We start from the raw sequence: 17,343 nt of genomic DNA, 5'->3' as shown, positions 1-17,343 counted from the left end.
TCCCTCCCCGGCTCCCGGCTCAGCAGCCGCCGCAGTTGTAGTAGAGGACGTCCCAGTGACTGCCCTCGTCGGCGTAGATGTTGCCGGAGCCGGACTGGTACTGCGGGGCGCCGTCGCCGCGCAGGCCGATGTAGCCGAAGGTGTTCTTGATGTACGAGGTCACGCAGGTGTTCTTGCCGTAGTCGAGCTTGTAGCCGTTCCAGTGGGAGTAGGTGCCCGAGGCGTGGCCGGTCTCGGTGCCGCCGGTGATGTTCAGGGCGCAGCCGCTGGCCCGCTTGAGGGTCTGGGCTCCCTGGGCGGTGGCGAGGTTGAGCTGCTCGAAGGACGTACAGGTGGAGTTGTTGCGGTCGGAGCAGTTGCCGGAGGACGACCAGGTGATGCCGGCGTCGCGGAACATCTGGGTGGCGGTGGCGTGACTGATCTTGGTGACGGCGAAGGCGTCGGTCGCGGTGCCGAGGACGGCGACGGCGGGGGCGACGACGAGGGCGAGCGCGGTGAGGAGCGCGCGGGGCTGCGACGGCTTCATGGGGACCTTCCTGCGGTGGGCCGTGGGTGCGGGGCGTCGGCTGTGCAGGTGGTGCAGGCAGATGGTGCCCGAGTGTGCGGGGCGTCCGCCAGGGGCCGTACGGGGTGACTGTGTGTAGGAGCGCAAACACGTTCCGGATGATGTTGAAATCTGAACCGAATGGGTCTACCTTCGGAGTCGCAAGTTCGTTTAACGTTCAACAAGCACCCACAGGAGCACGCCATGGGCATCTTCAGCCGCAAGGACACCACCCCCGCCCCCGCCGCGCAGGCCACGGCCGGCCCCGACCTGACCGCGCTGACCGGCGACTACACGATCGACCCGGCCCACAGCTCGATCGGCTTCGTCGCCCGGCACGCCATGGTCACCAACGTCAAGGGCGGCTTCCACGACTTCACCGGGACGCTGCACCTGGACGGCGCCGACCCCGCCGCGTCCACCGCCACGCTGGACGTGCAGATGGCGAGCATCGACACCGGCAACGCCGACCGCGACGGCCACCTGAAGTCCGCCGACTTCTTCAAGATCGACGAGTTCCCGGCGATGACCTTCCGCTCCACCAAGGCGGAGGCCCTCGGCGGCGACGCGTACCGCATCACCGGCGACCTCTCTCTGCTCGGCGTGACCAAGCCGCTCACCATCGACCTGGAGTTCAACGGCTCCGCCCAGGACCCCTTCGGCAACGAGCGCGTCGGCTTCGAGGGCAAGGCCGAGATCCTGCGCTCCGAGTGGGGTCTGACCTGGAACGCGGCGCTGGAGACCGGCGGTGTCCTGGTCTCCGACAAGATCAAGCTGGTCTTCGACATCTCGGCGATCAAGCAGGCGTGAGGCGCGGCGACGGGAGCGGTGCGACGCTGGAGCGAGGGGCCCGCGACCGACCCGGAAGGCAGGTCCCTCCCATGCGCACCTCGACCCGTACCGCCGGTGCCCTCACCGGTCTGACCCTCGCCCTCGGCGGAGCCGTCCTCGCCGCTCCCGCGGCCCGGGCGGACATCCCCGCCTGCGCCCGGATGGCCGAACTGGCCGGTGCCACCGCCTCCGACTCCGTCACGGCGGCCTGCACCCGTGGTGTGACCGGAGACCTGCAGGGTTGTGTGACCGGCCTGACCGGGGCCGGCGTGGCGGCCGGCGCCGCGACCGGCGCCTGCCGGGCGGCGGCGCACGAACCGCGCTAGCCCCTCGTCTCGCACGCCTCCCGCGGAGCGCCCATGCTGAGGAAGAGGGCGCCCTCGTTCCCGAGGCCTGCCGTCTCGAAGGCCGCACGAAGGTGCCCGGGAGGAGGAAGTCATGCGCATACGAAGGATCCTGGGCCTCGCCCTGGCCGCGGCGACCCTCGCCGGCGTGAGCGCCGTCGGCGCCGTCAGCGCCGGGGCCGCGTCGGCTCCGGACATCTCCAGGGACGACTGCACGGCCGCCGGCGGACAGCTCGTCGCACGCCCCTACGCCGGTGAGTACTGCGCGCTGCCCGACGGGACGACGCAGGCGATCACTTGACCGGCGGGCACGACGGCACCCGGCCGGGACCCTGGCCCAGTCCGACAGCGCCTCGCGGGTGAACTCCCTCGCCGGCCGTACCGACCTGCGGTCCCGGCGGTAGGAGAAGAGACCGTCCGGCGCCACGGGACGTGACCGCTCAGAACCCGCCGCCGAAGTCGCCTCCGCCGTCGCCTCCGCCGTCGAAGCCGCCGCCGTCTCCGAAGCCGCCGCCGAAGTCGCCGGGGGCGAAGTCGGTGCCGGATACGTCGCCGCCCTCGTAGCCGCCGGAGCCGTAGCCGCCGAAGTCTCCGTACCCGGTGCCGTAGTCGGCGCCGTACGCGGGCGCCGCCATCAGGCCGCCCAGCATGGTGCCGACCAGGAGGCCGGGGAGGAGGCCGCCGCCGAAGTAGCCGCCGGCCCAGGGGCCGTAGGCGGGGCCCGCGTCCCAGTAGGGGCGGCGGCCCCAGTCGGTGTCGACCTCGCGGACGACGGGGTCGCGGCCGTCGGCCAGGCGGGTGGCGTCGGCCGCGCAGACCGGGACCTGGCGCGGGGCTCCGCCCGGCGGGGTCCAGGTGGCGTCGGTGACCGAGGGGCCGTGCCGGGGGTCGAAGAAGCACGGCGGCCGGCGTTCGGGCAGCGGCCGGTGTGCGCGGCGGGCGGCCAGCTGGGCGAGGGAGAAGCGGCCGTCCTCCAGCGCCTCGGTGACCGGCCGGACCTCCTCCGGTCTGCGGGCCGTGGTCATCCGCTGCTTGGCGGTCTCGTAGGCGTCCAGGGCCCGCTCGTAGTCGGCGCGCATCGCGTCGTCGGCACCCGGCTCCGAGGGGTGGAAGTCGAGGCGGTCGAGTTCCTCGCCGAACGCGGTGATGTCCTCGTCCACGACCACCCGCAGCCGCTCCAGCGCCGCCCGCTGCTCCTCCTCGCGGCGCCTGCGGTTGCGGCGGACCAGCGTGTACGCGCCGGCGCCGGCGGCGACCAGGATCGCGGCCGTCGTGATCAGTGCCGTGCCGGACACGCCCCCGCCGCCGGCCGGGCCGCCCCAGCTGCGCGGGGCGTGGCCGCCCATGTTGGCCAGGGCGCGGTCGGTGAAGTCGGCCAGTTGGGCCTTGGCGTCCTCGCCCTGGACGCTGCGGACCAGGTTCTGCCGGGCCGTGACCGACATGACGGAGGAGTCGGCGCGGGCGTCGAAGCGGTCGCCCAGGCGGATGCCGTACAGGCCGGTGACGCCGGTCGCGGCGCGCAGGCCGCCGAAGAGGTTCGCGGTGGGGTATCCGGCGGGCAGGACGGCGATGAACAGGGGTTTGTCGGCGTCCTTGATACGGGCGGCGAGCGTGTCGGCGTCGGCGGCGGACAGCTGGTCGCGGGCCGCCGGGTCGACGTAGACCGGACCCTGGCGCAGGGCCCGGGCGATCGCGGAGACGCTGGTGTCCGCGCTCGCCCCGGGTGCGTACGGGGTCGCCAGCACCAGGGCCAGGACGGCGAGCAGCAGGGCGGGGAGGCTTCGGGTCCGCGGCAGGGCCTTCATATCTCGAAACTACCCGAAGCCTCCCCAAACCGGTCATCGGTCAGGCGCCGGGTTCAGGCCGCCCGGTACGCCTGTGCCAGCTTCCCCACCGCCTCCCCGTACCGGCCGGTCGCCAGCAGGTGGTCGGCGTCGGCGAAGGGTGCGGACACCGCCTGGGTGAGGTGGCCGCCCGTCTTCCGCTGGACGAGCAGCCGCGCCTCGGTCACCAGCGCGCGTCCGGTCCGGTCGTCGCCGCGCCGCTCGGCCACCGCGGCCCGGGCGGCGAGGGCGCGCAGGGTGGCCGTGCCGCCCTTCGGGACCGGGGTGAGCGTGGTCAGGCCCCAGCCGTAGGGGAACTGCGGGTCGTACGACGCGTCACCCACGTTGATCGGCAGCTGGTCCTGCGACCTGGGCCAGGTCACCGGGAGCTGTCCGGTGAAGGGGCGTGTGCCGTAGAGGACGTCGGCGACGCCGTCGCCCTCGGTGCCGGGCAGCCAGGAGGCGACCAGGGCGTCGATCCCGGCCAGCCGGTCGCCGATGAGCTGGGGGCGGCCGGAGACGATCAGGACCGCGCACTTCATGGCCGCGCAGACCTTGTCGACGGCGGCCCGGTCGGCGGCGGACAGGGACAGCGAGTGACCGTTGCCGACGTCGCCGACGCCCTCGGCGTAGGGCGTCTCGCCGACGACGACCACGCCCGCGTCGTAGCCGTCCGTCGGGGCGGAGGCGTCCTTCGAGTAGGTGACGTTCCCGCCCGCCTTGCGCAGGCCCTGCAGGATCGTCGTGCCGGGGACGGTGTTCCCGGAGGCGCCCTGCCAGGTGAGGGTCCAGCCGCCGGTCTGGTTGCCGATGTCGTCGGCGTTGGACCCGGCGACGTACACCTTCTCGCTCCTCTTCAGCGGCAGCAGCCCGCCCGCGTTCTTCAGCAGCACCTGCGACTCGGCGGCGGCCCGGCGGGCGGTCTCCCGGTGGGCCGGGGAGCCGATGGCGGCGGCGCCGCCGGTGTCGGCGTACGGGTGCTCGAAGAGGCCGAGCCTGAACTTCTGGGTGAGGATGCGGGAGACGGCGTCGTCGATCCGGCGCTCGCTGATCCGGCCGGCCTTCACCTCGTCGGCGAGCGCGGTGCTGAACTCCTTGTACGCGTACGGCACCATCATCATGTCCACGCCGGCCTCGACCGAGGTGCGGACGTGGGAGGCGTAGTCCCCGGGCAGCTGGTCGATGGCGTTCCAGTCGCTGATGACGAACCCGTCGAAGCCCATGCGGCCCTTGAGCACGCCGTTGATCATGTCGCCGCGGGCGTGCATCTTCACCGCGCCCTTGCCGTCCCCGGCGATGTCCAGGGAGGAGTACGACGGCATGACCGTGCCGATGCCCCGGTCGACGGCCTCGCGGTACGGCGCCAGGTGGATGTCGCGCAGTTGCTCGCGGGTGACGGTGGTGACGCCCTGGTCGGTGGTGTACGTACCGGTGGTCGAGGAGCCGTAGGCGGTGCCGCCGTCGGCCACGAAGTGCTTGGCGGTGGCGAGCACCTTGTCGCCGCGCGCCAGGTCCTTGCCGTTCGCACGGCCCTGGAGGCCCTGGATCACGGTCTCCATGGACTCCACGAGCGCCGGGTCCTCGCCGAAGGACTCGTAGGAGCGGCCCCAGCGTTCGTCGCGGCTCACGCACAGGCAGGGCGCGAAGTCCCAGGGGATGCCGGTCGCGCGGACCTCGGCGGCGGTCACCGCGCCCGTTTCCCGGGCGAGCCGGGGATCGCGGGTCGCGCCGATGCCGATGTTGTGCGGCATGACGGTGGCGCCGGAGAGGTTGTTGTGGCCGTGGACGGCGTCGACGCCGTAGATCAGCGGGATCTGCAGGCGCGTGGCCCGGGTCCGCAGCTGGAAGGCGTCGATCATCTTCGCCCAGGCCGCGGGGGTGTTGGGCGTGGGTGTCGAGCCGCCGCCGGAGAGCAGGGAGCCGAGGCCGTAGGCGGCGATGTCGGCCCCCTGGCCGACGGCGCCGCGTTCGGCCTGGGTCATCTGGCCGGCCTTCTCCGCCAGGGACATCCGGCCCAGCAGGTCGGCGACCCGCTCGCGGATCGGCAACTTGGCGTCCAGGTAGGGCAGCCCGTGCGCGTCGATCACGATCTGCGGAGTCTCGGCCGGGGCCTTCGCCCCGGTGACCGTCAGCTTGAGGGGGATGGTCTCGGCGGGTTCGGCCGCCCGGTCCCGGCGGGTGGGCACGGCGATGGTCCGCGTGGTGCCGGAGGCGGTGCCGGCCGGGAAGGTGAGGGTGCCGGAGACGGGGGTGTAGTCCGAGCCGGGGGTCGCGGTGCCGTCCCCGGTGGCGTAGGTGACGGTGACCGGGTCGGTCAGGGGCGCCTCCCCGGTGGTGGCCACGGTGACCCCGACCTTCGCGGTAGCGCCCTCCGCGACCGGCCGGACGGGCGCGTCGGTGCCGACCGAGGCCCGGAGCGCCTGGTCGGCCCTGCCGTACAACTCCACGTCGTCCAGGGCGAAGTCGCCCTTGGTGCCGGCCGGGAGGGTGAGGGCGTAGCCCCACATCTCCTTGAGGCCGAGGACGTGGTCGATGCCGCCGACGGGCTGGTAGTCGGTGCGGTAGGCGAAGTCCGTGAAGGGGAGCCGGATCTGCTTCCAGCCGGTGAAGTCGTCGGTGAAGGAGGCCGTCCACAGTTCGGAGGCCTCGCCGTTCGTCCCGCCGTCCTTGATCTCGAAGGCGATCTTCCTGCCGTTGTTCCGTCCCTCCCACCAGAAGCGGACGCCCTGGCGGTCGGACCAGTCGTGGGCGGGTGCGGTGGCGGCGAAGTCGTGGGTGAAGCCGCCGTAGCCGCTGATGTTGTAGGTGCCGGCGAGGACCTTGCCGCCCTCGGGGGCGTCGGCGCGGTCGGCGAGGCGGAGCGCGGGCGGGTCGTCGGTGTCGCCGCCCCAGGTGAAGATGGATTCGGCGGGCTGGGCGGCGAAGGGCACCTCGCCCTCGAAGCGGTCGACGGGGGCCGGGGCGGGTTCGTCAGCGGCTCGCGCGGTCGCCGCCCAGGGCAGCAGACCGGCGAGGAGTGCGGCGGAGGCGAGCAGGGCGGTTCTTCGCATGGACCTTCCCTAGACTCTCGTGGTTCACTCAGGGCTTAGCTCACGCCGTGAGTTAACTAGGGGTACACACCCCCGTCAAGACGACCCGTCAGCTCCGCCGATCCGAGAAGGAAGGGCGACGCACCATGAGGAGAACCCCCCGCGCGGTCCGGCTGCTGCTCGCCGGACTGCTCTCCGCCGTCGGTGCCGGTATGGCCGCACCCCCCGCGCACGCGGCCGGTGAGCAGGTCACCGCCTGGCTCACCACGACCGACGACTCCGCCGGCCGGCACGTCGTGCGCGGGCTCCAGCCGCAGACGCCGTTCGCGTTCCAGTCCGGGACGGGCGGAAGCGGCGAGAACATCACCGTGGACGAGAACACCCGGTACCAGACGTTCACCGGTGGCGGCGCGTCCTTCACGGACACCGCCGCCTGGCTGATGAACGGCAGCGGGGCGCTGTCCCCCGCCACCCGGGACGCGACCATGCGCAAGCTGTTCTCGCCGACGGACGGCATCGGCCTGTCGTTCCTGCGCAACCCGATGGGCGCCTCCGACCTCGCGCGCTACGGCTACACCTACGACGACGTGCCGGCCGGGCAGAGCGACCCGTCCCTGACGAAGTTCTCCATCGGGCACGACCTCGCCGACGTCGTGCCGCTGACCCGGCAGGCGCTCCAGCTCAACCCGGCCCTGACGGTGATGGCCTCGCCGTGGACGGCGCCGGCCTGGATGAAGGACAGCGGCTCGCTCAACGGCGGCTGGCTGAAGGCCGAGGACTACGGCGCGTACGCCGCGTACTTCGTGAAGTACCTCCAGGCGTACCGGGACCAGGGCGTGAACGTCTCCTACGTCACCGCGCAGAACGAGCCCACCTGCTGTTCCGGCTACCCGTCGATGAGCTGGAACGCCGGCGGGCTCGCCTACTTCACCAAGAACGAGCTGCTGCCCAGGCTCCAGGCGGCCGGCCTCGCCACCAAGGTGCTGGCGCACGACTGGAACTGGGACGTGTACGACTCCTACGCGGCCCCGACCGTCGACGACCCGGCCGTGCGCAGCCACCCCAACTTCGGCGGGATCGCCTGGCACGGCTACGGCGGTGACGTCACCAAGCAGACGTCCGTGCACGACCGGTACCCGGCGCTGGACGCCTTCGGCACCGAGCACTCCGGCGGCACCTGGATCGCCGACCAGCAGCGCGAGGACATGTCGAACATCATCGACTACACCCGCAACTGGGCGAAGTCGGTGACCAAATGGTCGCTGGCCGTGGACCAGAACATGGGCCCCCACAACGGCGGCTGCGGCACTTGCACGGGCCTGATCACCGTGCACAACGGCGACGGCGCGAGCGGGACCGTGGACTACACCGTCGAGTACTACGACATGGGCCACCTGACCAAGTTCGTCCGTCCCGGCGCCCAGCGCATCGCCTCCACCGCCTCCGCCGCGGTGCCGAACGTGGCCTGGCGCAACCCGGACGGCAGCAAGGCCCTGATCGCGTACAACGGCTCCGCGTCGGCCCGCACCCTCACCGTGAACTGGGGCGGCCGGCACGCCACTTACTCGCTTCCCGCCAGGACCTCCGCCACCTTCACCTGGACCGGCACCCAGTCCGGCGGCGGTGCCAGGACCGGGGCCTTCACGGGCCTCGCCGGCAAGTGCCTGGACGTGGCGGGCGGTTCGACCGCCGACGGTACGGCGGTGCAGCTCTACGACTGCAACGGCAGCGCGGCCCAGCAGTGGACCGTGCAGGCCGACGGGTCGGTGCAGGCGCTCGGCAAGTGCCTGGACGTGTCCTCCGGTTCGACCGCGGACGGGGCCAAGGTGCAGTTGTACGACTGCAACGGAACCGGTGCCCAACGGTGGTCGTACGACACGGCCACGGGTGATGTGGTGAACACGGCGGCCGACAAGTGCCTCGACGTCACCGACAACTCGTCGGCGAACGGGGCCCGGACCCAGATCTGGACATGCACGGGGGCCGCCAACCAGAAGTGGACGCTGCGGTGAGGCGGTAGCGCGGGACATGCGACACACGGGGGCCGTGGCGGCGGGGATCGTCGGCGGGATGCTGCTGCTGAGCGGCTGCGCCGCCGTCGACCTGCCGCTCGCGGGGGTGCGGGCCGGCGCGGACGGGACGCCGTACGCGGTGTTCCGGCCGTGCGGTGACGACGGCTACCGGGGCCCGTACCTGGAGGAGCGGTCCCGCGGCGACGGCGCGGGCCCCGCCACCGGCTGGGAGTCGAAGAAGCAGGGGCTGCACGGGGACGCCGAGTTCCCCCTGTTCGACCCGCCCGCGAAGTGGGGGGCCCGGCACCGGGGCACACGGCGACTGCTGGCCCGGCACCACTACCGCCTCGGGTTCGGGCACTACGTCACAGGCGACTCGTATAACGCGTTCGTGGAGTTCACCGGCGAGCGGATCCGCCGGCTGCGGCCCGGGCAGGTCTGGGCGGACGGCCGGGTGATGAGCCCGCGCGCGTTCGAGCGGCTCGCCGCCGACTCGTGCTGAACCAGGGCGGTGTGGCGTGGTGCGCATCGGCCGCCGCCGGACCATGGTGGGGGTATGACCACACCGCAGGATCTGTTCCTCGTCAGCCTCGACGTGCCCGGTGAGCACCCCGTGGAGCAGGGCGACCTGTCGCTGGCACTCGCCGGCGCCGAGCTGGTCGACCTGCTCGGGGCCCGGGCACTCACCCTGGACGGCGAGCGCATCGTGCCCGGCCCGGTGCTGACCACGGGCGACCGGATGCTGGACGAGGCGGGGGCGCGTCTCGTCCGGGAGGAGCCGTACGAGACGGTCGAGGACTGGCTCTGGCGGCGCGGCGAGGGGCTCGCCGTGGCCTACCGGGACACCCTGGAGGCCGCCGGGCAGATCACCGGCAGGCGCCGGCTCCGGCTGCCGGGCCGCAACCGGCACGACCTGCCCGCCGACACCGCCGCCCGGCGCCACGCGACCGACCGCTGGGAATCCCGCGACCCCGTCCTCACCGGGCTCGCTGCGACCCTCGGCATCCAGGACGACCGGCCGGCCGGCCCGGAGCCCGAGGACGAGGCGGTCGTCACCGTCCTGGTCGCGGTCGGCGACGCGGTGACCGAGCTGGAGGCCGTCCGCGAACGCCGCCGCATCGAGAACATCGCCTTCGACAACATCTGGCGGGCGCCCTGAGCCTCCCGGACACCGCCGGCCGGCCCGGGCGGCCTCAGAGGATCAGCTGGCCGATGCCCAGCAGATTGCCCTCGCTGTCGCGGAACCACGCGCCGCGCTCCCCGCTCGCGCCCTTGCTCGGGTAGTTGCCGGCGATGTCCGCGATGCCCTCCCGGGTCCGCAGGCCGGGCACGTCGACCTCTTCGAAGGCCACGCCCCGGCGGCGCAGCTCGGTCACGACGCCCTCGATGTCGTCCACCTCGAACGCCATCTGGGTGAAGGTGCCGGGCGAGGCCCCCGTCGAACGGAAGACGACGAAGTCCGCGCCCGCGCACCGGTACAGCAGCCCGCCGGGCCGCTCGTCCACCGGGTACAGGCCGAGCTTCTCGGCGTAGAAGCGGCGGGCCCGGTCCAGGTCCCGCGCGGGCAGCCGGGTCGCGACGCGGGCCCCGGACAGCACGTCACCGGTGTGTGAGGTCATACCTCCACTGTGGCTACTCCGCCGGTTCCACGCCCGCCCGGAGGAGGCCGTAGGTGTAGGCGTCCTCCAGGGCCTGCCAGGAGGCGGCGATGACGTTCTCGGCCACGCCGACCGTGGACCACTCGCCGGAGCCGTCCGAGGTGGAGATCAGCACCCGGGTGGTGGAGGAGGTGCCGTGCTTGCCCTCCAGGATGCGGACCTTGTAGTCGACCAGCTCCAGCTTGGCGAGCTGTGGGTAGATCTTCTCCAGCGCCACGCGCAGGGCACGGTCCAGGGCGTTGACCGGACCGTTGCCCTCCGCGGTGGCCACGATCCGCTCGCTCTTGGCCCACAGCTTCACGGTGGCCTCGTTGGCGTGGGTGCCGTCGGGGCGGTCCTCGACGATGGCCCGCCAGGACTCCACGTCGAAGTACTTCAGCGGGCGGCCCTCGGCCTCGGCGCGCAGCAGCAGCTCGAAGGAGGCGTCGGCGGCCTCGTAGGTGTAGCCCTGGAGTTCGCGCTCCTTCACCCGCTCGACCACCCGGCCGACCAGCTCACGGTCGCCGCCCAGGTCGACGCCGAGCTCCTTGCCCTTCAGCTCGACGGAGGCGCGGCCCGCCATGTCGGAGACCAGCATGCGCATGGTGTTGCCGACCAGCTCGGGGTCGATGTGCTGGTACAGGTCCGGGTCGACCTTGATGGCGGAGGCGTGCAGCCCGGCCTTGTGGGCGAAGGCGGAGACGCCGACGTACGGCTGGTGGGTGGAGGGGGTGAGGTTGACGACCTCGGCGATGGCGTGGGAGATGCGGGTCATCTCGCGCAGCCGGCCCTCGGGCAGCACCTTCTTGCCGTACTTCAGCTCCAGGGCGGCGGCCACCGGGAACAGGTTGGCGTTGCCGACGCGTTCGCCGTAGCCGTTGGCCGTGCACTGCACGTGGGTGGCGCCCGCGTCGACGGCCGCGAGGGTGTTGGCCACCGCGCAGCCGGTGTCGTCCTGGGCGTGGATGCCGAGCCGGGCGCCGGTGTCGGCGAGGACCGTGGCGACGACCGCGTGCACCTGGGCGGGGAGCATGCCGCCGTTGGTGTCGCAGAGGATGACGACGTCGGCGCCGGCCTCGGCGGCCGTACGGACCACGGCCTTGGCGTACTCCGGGTTGGCGCGGTAGCCGTCGAAGAAGTGCTCGCAGTCCACGAACACCCGGCGGCCCTGCTCCCGCAGGTACGACACGGTGTCCCGGACCATCTCCAGGTTCTCGTCCAGGGTGGTGCGCAGCGCCAGCTCGACGTGCCGGTCGTGCGACTTGGCGACCAGCGTGATCACCGGGGCACCGGACGCCAGCAGGGCGTTGACCTGCGGGTCCTCGGCGGCTTTTCCGCCGGCGCGGCGGGTGGCGCCGAAGGCGACCAGCTGCGCGTGCCGGAAGTCGATCTCCGCCTGCGCGCGGGCGAAGAACTCGGTGTCGCGGGGGTTCGCGCCGGGCCAGCCGCCCTCGATGAAGCCCACGCCGAAGTCGTCCAGGTGCCGGGCGATGGCGAGCTTGTCCGCGACGGTGAGGTTGATGCCCTCGCGCTGCGCGCCGTCGCGCAGCGTGGTGTCGAAGACGTGGAACGAGTCGTCGAGCTCGCTGTTTTCCGTCTCGGTCATGGTCTCAAGGCTCCTGTTGTGGATCTTCGGTCTTACCGGATGGACCGGCTCCACCGTTCCTCCGTGGCCCCCTCGCGCTTCGCCGCCGGCTGCGGGTGGGCCGGAAAACGAAAAAACCCCTCGCGGGTGCGAGAGGTCTGCGCGCGGGTCGAGGACGACGGTGGCCACCCGCACTGGTCGTCCGAGGTGGTCACTGCGGACCGGCGCGCCTGCTGCCCATAATCATGGCGAACGAGAGCACGGGGGCAGTCTGGCACAGCCGGGCCCCCGGCTCACCGTCCGTCTCAGGATGCGGTCGTCACGGTGGACTCCGCGGAGCCGTCCCCGGTCCCGGCGCCGCTCTTCACCCGGCCCAGGTCCAGGTCCTTGGTCTCGCGCATGGTGACGTACACCACCAGGGACACGGCGGCGCAGGCGGCCACGTACCAGGAGAAGCCGGACTCGATGCCGCCCTTCTTGAACCACAGGGCGACGTACTCGGCGGTGCCGCCGAAGAGCGCGTTGGCCAGGGCGTAGGGCAGGGCGACGCCGAGCGCCCGGACCCCGGTCGGGAACAGTTCGGCCTTCACGCAGGCGTTGATGGAGGTGTAGCCGGTGACCACCACCAGCGCGAGCAGGGCGAGGCCGAGGGCGGACCAGTAGCCGTCCGCGTGCTTGAGCAGCGTCATGATCGGGACGGTGAGGACGGTGGACCCGACGGCGAAGGTGATCAGCAGCGGACGGCGGCCGACGCGGTCGGAGAGGGCGCCGGCCAGCGGCTGGAGGCAGGCGAAGACGATCAGCGCGGTGAAGGAGACCAGGGTCGCCGTCTGCTTGGACAGGCCCGCCGAGTTGGACAGGTACTTGGTCAGGTAGGTGGTGTACGTGTAGTAGGCCACCGTGCCGCCCATGGTGAGGGCGACGACCAGGAACGCCTCCCGCCGGTGCTGCCACAGCGCGCGCAGGGTGCCGCGCTCCCCGGCGTGCGAGGTGTCCTCCTCGTACACCTCGGTCTCCAGCAGGTTCCGGCGCAGGTAGAAGACGACGGCCGCGCCGAGGGCGCCGACGGCGAACGGGATGCGCCAGCCGTAGCTGTGCAGGGCGTCCTCGGACAGGGTGTGCTGGAGGACGATCAGCAGGCCGAGGCCGGCGATCTGGCCGGCGGTCATGGACACGTACTGGAAGCTGGACGCGAAGCCGCGGCGCCGCGGGTCCGAGGCCTCGGTCAGGTAGGTCGCGCTGGCCGCGTACTCGCCGCCCACGGACAGGCCCTGGAGCAGGCGGGCGACGAGCAGGACGAGCGCGCCGCCGTAACCGGCGACCCCGTAGGTGGGGGCGACGGCGATGAGGACCGCCGACGCCGACATGAGCGTCACGGTGAGGGTCAGCGCGGCCTTGCGGCCCTTGCGGTCGCCGACCCTGCCGAGCAGCCAGCCGCCGACGGGCCGCATGAAGAAGCCGACGGCGAAGATGCCGGCGGTGTTCATCAGCTGGGCGGTCGGGTTGCCGCTCGGGAAGAAGGCGCCGGCGAAGTAGGTGGCGAAGCTCGCGTAGACGAACCAGTCGTACCACTCGACCATGTTCCCCGCCGAGCCGACCCAGATCTTCTTCCAGTGTTGTCGTCCCATGGGCGGTTACCTGCCCGCCCACGGATCAAAGGATTCCGCCGGCCTCGCGCCCCTGCGGGGCCGCGGCGAGCCCGTCCTCGACGAACTCCCGGACGTGCGCGAGGACGTGGTCCCGGTCCGTGCCCCGCAGCCCGATCGCGACGTGGATGGAGAATCCGTCGAGCAGCGCACGCAGCCTCGTGGCGAAGCGGTCCGCGTCCACCCGCCGGAACTCACCCCGCGAGATCCCCTCGGCGACCAGCGCGACCAGGTCGCGGTGCCAGGCGCCCTCGATCGCGGCCTGCCGGGCGCGGGCGTCGTCGTCGGCGTTCTGCGAGCGGTTCCAGACCTCCAGCCACAGGGTCCAGTGCGGATCGCGGTGCCCGTCGGGGACGTACAGGTCGACGTACGCGGACAGCCGCTCCCGCGCGGTCCCGGGACGGGCCAGCAGCCGTCCCCGTTCCGCGCCCAGCCGGCCCTCGCTCCATTCCAGGGTTCGCAGCAGCAGCTCGTCCTTGGAGCGGAAGTAGTACAGCAGGTGGCCGCTGCTCATGCCGACCTCGCGGCCCAGCCCCGCCATGGTGAGCTTCTCCAGACCGCGCTCGGCGATCATGTCCATGGCGACGGCGAGGACCTCCTCGCGCGGCGGCGCGTTCCTGCGCGCCCGGCCCGCAGCGGCCATCTGCTGCTCCTGTACGTGTCAGACCTTCGGCTGCTGTTGCGTGATGCAGTGGATACCGCCCCCGCCCGCGAAGATCGTACGCGCGTCCACCAGCGTCACCGTGCGCTCCGGGAACAGCCGGCGGAAGATGCCCGCGGCGATCTCGTCACGCGGGTCGTCGAAGCCGCACAGCACCACGCCGCCGTTGCACAGGTAGTGGTTGATGTAGGAGTAGTCGGCCCAGTGGCCGTCGGCCTCCAGGACGGTCGGCGCGGGCACCTCCACGACCTCCAGGCGGCGGCCCCGCGCATCGGTCGCCGACCGCAGCAGGCCGATGACCTCCTTGGTGACCTCGTGGTCGGGGTGCGCCGGGTCCGGCTGGTGGTGCGCGACCACGACGCCCGGCCGGGCGAACGCGGCGACGATGTCGACGTGGCCCAGGGTGCCGAAGCCGTGGGGAGGGTAGTCGCCGGTCAGGCCGCGCGGCAGCCAGATCGCCCTGCTGGTGCCGAGGTGGGCGTGGACCTCCGCCTCGACCTCCGCCTTGGACCAGTGCGGGTTGCGCTCGGGCCCCAGCTGCACGGTCTCGGTGAGCAGCACGGTGCCCTCGCCGTCGACGTGGATCGCACCGCCCTCGTTGACCAGCTTCGAGGCGTACGTCTTCGCGCCCGCGAGGTCGGACACGTACGCGCCGATCCCGGCGTCGTGCTCCCAGCGGGCCCAGTCCTGGGCGCCCCAGCCGTTGAACGTCCAGTCGACGGCGGCCAGCCGGCCCTTGCCGTCGGTGAGGAAGGTGGGGCCGATGTCCCGCATCCAGGCGTCGTCCAGCGCGCGCTCGACGGTGTCGACGCCGGGGCCGAGCAGTGCCCGGGCGTCCCGCGACTGGCCGGGGGCGCAGACGACCGTCACCGGTTCGAAGCGGCGGACCGCGCGGGCGACGGACGCCCAGGCGGCCCGGGAGGCGGCCAGGTCGTCCGGGTCGTCGAAGGTCGGGTTGGGGCTGGGCCAGGCCATCCAGGTGCGTTCGTGGGGGGCCCATTCGGCGGGCATGCGGAAGCCGTCGGCGGCGGGGGTGGTCATGTGGGATCCCGGGTGGTCAGAGGAAGTAGAGGCGGTTGAGGGAGACGGAGTCGGCCGGCCCGGAGCGCAGCGGCTCGCCGTCGAGGGTGACCAGGCCGGTGCGCTGGTCGACGTCGACCGCCCCGGTACGGGCGTTCAGCCGCAGGTCCGCCGGGCCGATGCCCCGGGTGCCGCGCACGGCGACCCTTCTCCTGCGGGTCGGCATGGTGTCGTTGCCCTGGTCGGCGGCCGCCCGGGCGACGAACGCCACCGAGAGGTCCGCGGGCGTGGCCCCGTACGACCCGAACTGCGGTCCCAGCACGAGCGGTTCGCAGGTGTCGGTGGCGGCGTTCGGATCACCGACCACGCCGTACGCCGGGAAGCCGGCCTTGAGGACGAGCTGCGGTTTGGCGCCGAAGTACTCCGGGCGCCACAGCACGATGTCGGCGAGCTTGCCGGTCTCGATCGAGCCGACCTCGTGGGAGAGGCCGTGCGCGATGGCCGGGTTGATGGTCAGCTTGGCGATGTAGCGCAGCACGCGGGCGTTGTCGTCGCCCTCGCCGTCGCCCTGCAGCGGGCCCAGCTCGGCCTTCATCTTGCCGGCCATGGCGAACGTGCGGCGGACCGTCTCCCCGGCCCGGCCCATGCCCTGCGCGTCGGAGGAGGTGATGCCGATCGCGCCCAGGTCGTGCAGCACGTCCTCGGCGCCCATGGTGCCGGCCCGGATGCGGTCGCGGGCCATGGCCGCGTCGCCGGGCAGGTCGGGCTTGAGGTCGTGGACGGAGACGATCATGCCGTAGTGCTCGGCGACCGCGTCCCGGCCGAAGGGCAGGGTGGGGTTGGTGGAGGAGCCGATGACGTTCGGCACGCCGGCCATCTTCAGTACGTTGGGCACGTGTCCGCCGCCGCAGCCCTCGATGTGGAAGGCGTGGATCGTGCGGCCCTCCAGCACCTCCAGGGTGTCCTCGACCGACAGGCACTCGTTCAGTCCGTCGCTGTGCAGGGCCACCTGGACGTCGTGCTCCTCGGCGACCCGCAGCGCGGTGTCCAGGGCCCGGGTGTGGGCGCCCATGTCCTCGTGCACCTTGAAGCCGCTCGCCCCGCCCTCGGCCAGGGCCTCGATCAGCGGCGCCTCGTGGGAGGAGGAGCCCCGGCCGAGGAAGCCGATGTTGACCGGCCAGGCGTCGAACGCGTTGAAGGCGTGGCGCAGCGCCCAGGGCGAGTTGACGCCGACGCCCCACACCGGGCCGAACTCCTGCCCGATGACCGTGGTCACGCCGGAGGCGAGGGACGCCTCCATGATCCGCGGCGACAGCAGGTGGACGTGGGTGTCGACGGCTCCGGCGGTGGCGATCAGCCCCTCGCCGGAGACGATCGAGGTGCCCGTGCCGACGACGACGTCGACGCCGTCGAGGGTGTCCGGGTTGCCGGCGCGGCCGATCGCGTGGATGCGGCCCTCCCGGATGCCGATGGAGACCTTCCTGATCCCCTGCACCGCGTCGATCACGACGACGTTGCTGATCACGACGTCACAGGTGGCGCGGACGGCGGCGGCCTTGAGGTGCAGTCCGTCGCGTGCGGTCTTGCCGAAGCCGGCGAGGAACTCGTCGCCGTACTGCTGGGAGTCGGACTCGACGCGGACGGTGAGTCCGGAGTCGCCGAGCCGGATCCGGTCGCCGGCACGGGGGCCGTGGGTGGCGGCGTACTCGTGGGGCGTGAGCCGGCGGGCCGGTGCCGGGTGCCCTCCGGGCCTGCTCATCGGCCGCCCTCCTCTCCGGGAACTCCCAGGTATCCGCAGGCAGCGGCCCGGCGCAGGGCCTCCTCGCGCGCGCCGGGAGCGTCCAGCGGCCCGTCGACCAGTCCGGCGAAGCCGATCGCGATCCGCTCGCCGCCGATCGGCACGAGCCCGACCTCCTCGCTCTCCCCGGGGCCGAGGCGGACGGAGGAGCCGGCGGGTACGGCGAGCCGCATGCCGTAGGCCCGCGCCCGGTCGAAGTCGAGCCGCGGGTTGGCCTCGAAGAAGTGGAAGTGGGAGGTGACGGAGACCGGCACGGTGGCGGTGTTGGTCACCTGGAGCCGGACCACCGGTTCGGGGTCGGTGTGCGCGGGGCCAGGGAGCAGGGCGCCCGGGGCGTCCGCGCCGAGGCCTGCCCCTGCCGCGCGGGACGAGGCCCGGCCGATCGGGTCGGAGACGACCGCGAGCCGGGAGCC

General features: G+C 72.6%; 16 protein-coding genes. 6 read left to right on the top strand and 10 right to left on the bottom strand.

What is annotated here, in order from left to right:
• Window positions 1-19: 19 nt before the first annotated feature.
• Window positions 20-526, bottom strand: coding sequence for a hypothetical protein (locus tag IE312_RS11775; RefSeq protein WP_189980976.1), 507 nt, complete (start codon window positions 524-526; stop codon window positions 20-22).
• A gap of 222 nt (window positions 527-748) precedes the next feature.
• On the opposite strand from IE312_RS11775, the gene IE312_RS11770 reads away from it, so the two are divergent.
• The 3 genes from IE312_RS11770 to IE312_RS11760 all read left to right on the top strand — a co-directional run bounded on the left by IE312_RS11770 (window position 749) and on the right by IE312_RS11760 (window position 2,020).
• A complete protein-coding gene (locus IE312_RS11770) occupies window positions 749-1,354 on the top strand; it encodes a YceI family protein (protein ID WP_189980975.1) in 606 nt (201 codons plus the stop codon).
• A gap of 71 nt (window positions 1,355-1,425) precedes the next feature.
• Window positions 1,426-1,701, top strand: a complete 276-nt coding sequence (locus tag IE312_RS11765; protein ID WP_189980973.1) for a hypothetical protein — start codon at window positions 1,426-1,428, stop codon at window positions 1,699-1,701.
• Window positions 1,702-1,813: 112 nt separating this feature from the next.
• Entirely contained in the window at window positions 1,814-2,020 is a 207-nt protein-coding gene (locus IE312_RS11760; RefSeq protein WP_189980971.1) for a hypothetical protein, read from the top strand.
• Between the two features lie 139 nt (window positions 2,021-2,159).
• Here the strand turns inward: IE312_RS11760 and IE312_RS11755 are convergent, their stop codons facing one another.
• Window positions 2,160-3,524 carry a hypothetical protein gene (locus tag IE312_RS11755; RefSeq protein WP_189980969.1) on the bottom strand — a complete coding sequence of 455 codons (1,365 nt, stop codon included), beginning with the start codon at window positions 3,522-3,524 and terminating at the stop codon, window positions 2,160-2,162.
• Between the two features lie 53 nt (window positions 3,525-3,577).
• Entirely contained in the window at window positions 3,578-6,592 is a 3,015-nt protein-coding gene (locus IE312_RS11750; protein ID WP_189980968.1) for a glycoside hydrolase family 3 protein, read from the bottom strand.
• A gap of 125 nt (window positions 6,593-6,717) precedes the next feature.
• On the opposite strand from IE312_RS11750, the gene IE312_RS11745 reads away from it, so the two are divergent.
• Genes IE312_RS11745 through IE312_RS11735 form a run of 3 tightly spaced genes read left to right on the top strand, consistent with a single transcriptional unit; the run spans window position 6,718 to window position 9,742 of the window.
• A complete protein-coding gene (locus IE312_RS11745) occupies window positions 6,718-8,583 on the top strand; it encodes a ricin-type beta-trefoil lectin domain protein (protein ID WP_189980966.1) in 1,866 nt (621 codons plus the stop codon).
• Window positions 8,584-8,599: 16 nt separating this feature from the next.
• Complete coding sequence (locus IE312_RS11740) at window positions 8,600-9,085, top strand: hypothetical protein (RefSeq protein WP_229899582.1); 486 nt, start codon at window positions 8,600-8,602, stop codon at window positions 9,083-9,085.
• A gap of 54 nt (window positions 9,086-9,139) precedes the next feature.
• Window positions 9,140-9,742: a GOLPH3/VPS74 family protein gene (locus IE312_RS11735; RefSeq protein WP_189980964.1), complete on the top strand. Its 603-nt coding sequence runs from the start codon at window positions 9,140-9,142 to the stop codon at window positions 9,740-9,742.
• A 34-nt stretch (window positions 9,743-9,776) separates the two neighbouring features.
• On the opposite strand, the gene IE312_RS11730 is transcribed toward IE312_RS11735, so the two are convergent.
• The 7 genes from IE312_RS11730 to ureB all read right to left on the bottom strand — a co-directional run.
• Window positions 9,777-10,202, bottom strand: coding sequence for a VOC family protein (locus IE312_RS11730; protein WP_189980962.1), 426 nt, complete (start codon window positions 10,200-10,202; stop codon window positions 9,777-9,779).
• Between the two features lie 13 nt (window positions 10,203-10,215).
• A complete protein-coding gene (cimA, locus tag IE312_RS11725; protein WP_189980960.1) occupies window positions 10,216-11,826 on the bottom strand; it encodes a citramalate synthase in 1,611 nt (536 codons plus the stop codon).
• Window positions 11,827-12,110: 284 nt separating this feature from the next.
• Window positions 12,111-13,433 carry an MFS transporter gene (locus IE312_RS11720; RefSeq protein ID WP_189980958.1) on the bottom strand — a complete coding sequence of 441 codons (1,323 nt, stop codon included), beginning with the start codon at window positions 13,431-13,433 and terminating at the stop codon, window positions 12,111-12,113.
• A gap of 25 nt (window positions 13,434-13,458) precedes the next feature.
• Window positions 13,459-14,094, bottom strand: coding sequence for a TetR/AcrR family transcriptional regulator (locus IE312_RS11715; RefSeq protein ID WP_189980956.1), 636 nt, complete (start codon window positions 14,092-14,094; stop codon window positions 13,459-13,461).
• An 18-nt stretch (window positions 14,095-14,112) separates the two neighbouring features.
• Window positions 14,113-15,153, bottom strand: coding sequence for an agmatine deiminase family protein (locus tag IE312_RS11710; RefSeq protein ID WP_189980954.1), 1,041 nt, complete (start codon window positions 15,151-15,153; stop codon window positions 14,113-14,115).
• 16 nt (window positions 15,154-15,169) lie between these two features.
• Window positions 15,170-16,891: an urease subunit alpha gene (locus tag IE312_RS11705; protein WP_189980952.1), complete on the bottom strand. Its 1,722-nt coding sequence runs from the start codon at window positions 16,889-16,891 to the stop codon at window positions 15,170-15,172.
• The coding region (gene ureB / locus IE312_RS39650; protein ID WP_229899580.1) for an urease subunit beta at window positions 16,888-17,343 on the bottom strand (456 nt) is incomplete at its 5' end. The genes IE312_RS11705 and ureB, both read right to left, overlap by 4 nt.

Origin of the sequence: Streptomyces capoamus (genome assembly GCF_014654935.1) — a bacterium.
In the GTDB taxonomy this organism is placed as follows: Bacteria; Actinomycetota; Actinomycetes; order Streptomycetales; family Streptomycetaceae; genus Streptomyces; species Streptomyces capoamus.
Note: the sequence above shows the minus strand (reverse complement) of the source record. Positions and strands in the feature narration are given on the sequence as shown.

What these genes read in the sequence shown, in the direction of transcription:
- IE312_RS11775 (WP_189980976.1), bottom strand. Translation starts at nt 526, where the DNA reads ATGAAGCCGTCGCAGCCCCGCGCGCTCCTCACCGCGCTCGCCCTCGTC.
- IE312_RS11770 (WP_189980975.1), top strand. Translation starts at nt 749, where the DNA reads ATGGGCATCTTCAGCCGCAAGGACACCACCCCCGCCCCCGCCGCGCAG.
- IE312_RS11765 (WP_189980973.1), top strand. Translation starts at nt 1,426, where the DNA reads ATGCGCACCTCGACCCGTACCGCCGGTGCCCTCACCGGTCTGACCCTC.
- IE312_RS11760 (WP_189980971.1), top strand. Translation starts at nt 1,814, where the DNA reads ATGCGCATACGAAGGATCCTGGGCCTCGCCCTGGCCGCGGCGACCCTC.
- IE312_RS11755 (WP_189980969.1), bottom strand. Translation starts at nt 3,524, where the DNA reads ATGAAGGCCCTGCCGCGGACCCGAAGCCTCCCCGCCCTGCTGCTCGCC.
- IE312_RS11750 (WP_189980968.1), bottom strand. Translation starts at nt 6,592, where the DNA reads ATGCGAAGAACCGCCCTGCTCGCCTCCGCCGCACTCCTCGCCGGTCTG.
- IE312_RS11745 (WP_189980966.1), top strand. Translation starts at nt 6,718, where the DNA reads ATGAGGAGAACCCCCCGCGCGGTCCGGCTGCTGCTCGCCGGACTGCTC.
- IE312_RS11740 (WP_229899582.1), top strand. Translation starts at nt 8,600, where the DNA reads ATGCGACACACGGGGGCCGTGGCGGCGGGGATCGTCGGCGGGATGCTG.
- IE312_RS11735 (WP_189980964.1), top strand. Translation starts at nt 9,140, where the DNA reads ATGACCACACCGCAGGATCTGTTCCTCGTCAGCCTCGACGTGCCCGGT.
- IE312_RS11730 (WP_189980962.1), bottom strand. Translation starts at nt 10,202, where the DNA reads ATGACCTCACACACCGGTGACGTGCTGTCCGGGGCCCGCGTCGCGACC.
- cimA (WP_189980960.1), bottom strand. Translation starts at nt 11,826, where the DNA reads ATGACCGAGACGGAAAACAGCGAGCTCGACGACTCGTTCCACGTCTTC.
- IE312_RS11720 (WP_189980958.1), bottom strand. Translation starts at nt 13,433, where the DNA reads ATGGGACGACAACACTGGAAGAAGATCTGGGTCGGCTCGGCGGGGAAC.
- IE312_RS11715 (WP_189980956.1), bottom strand. Translation starts at nt 14,094, where the DNA reads ATGGCCGCTGCGGGCCGGGCGCGCAGGAACGCGCCGCCGCGCGAGGAG.
- IE312_RS11710 (WP_189980954.1), bottom strand. Translation starts at nt 15,153, where the DNA reads ATGACCACCCCCGCCGCCGACGGCTTCCGCATGCCCGCCGAATGGGCC.
- IE312_RS11705 (WP_189980952.1), bottom strand. Translation starts at nt 16,891, where the DNA reads ATGAGCAGGCCCGGAGGGCACCCGGCACCGGCCCGCCGGCTCACGCCC.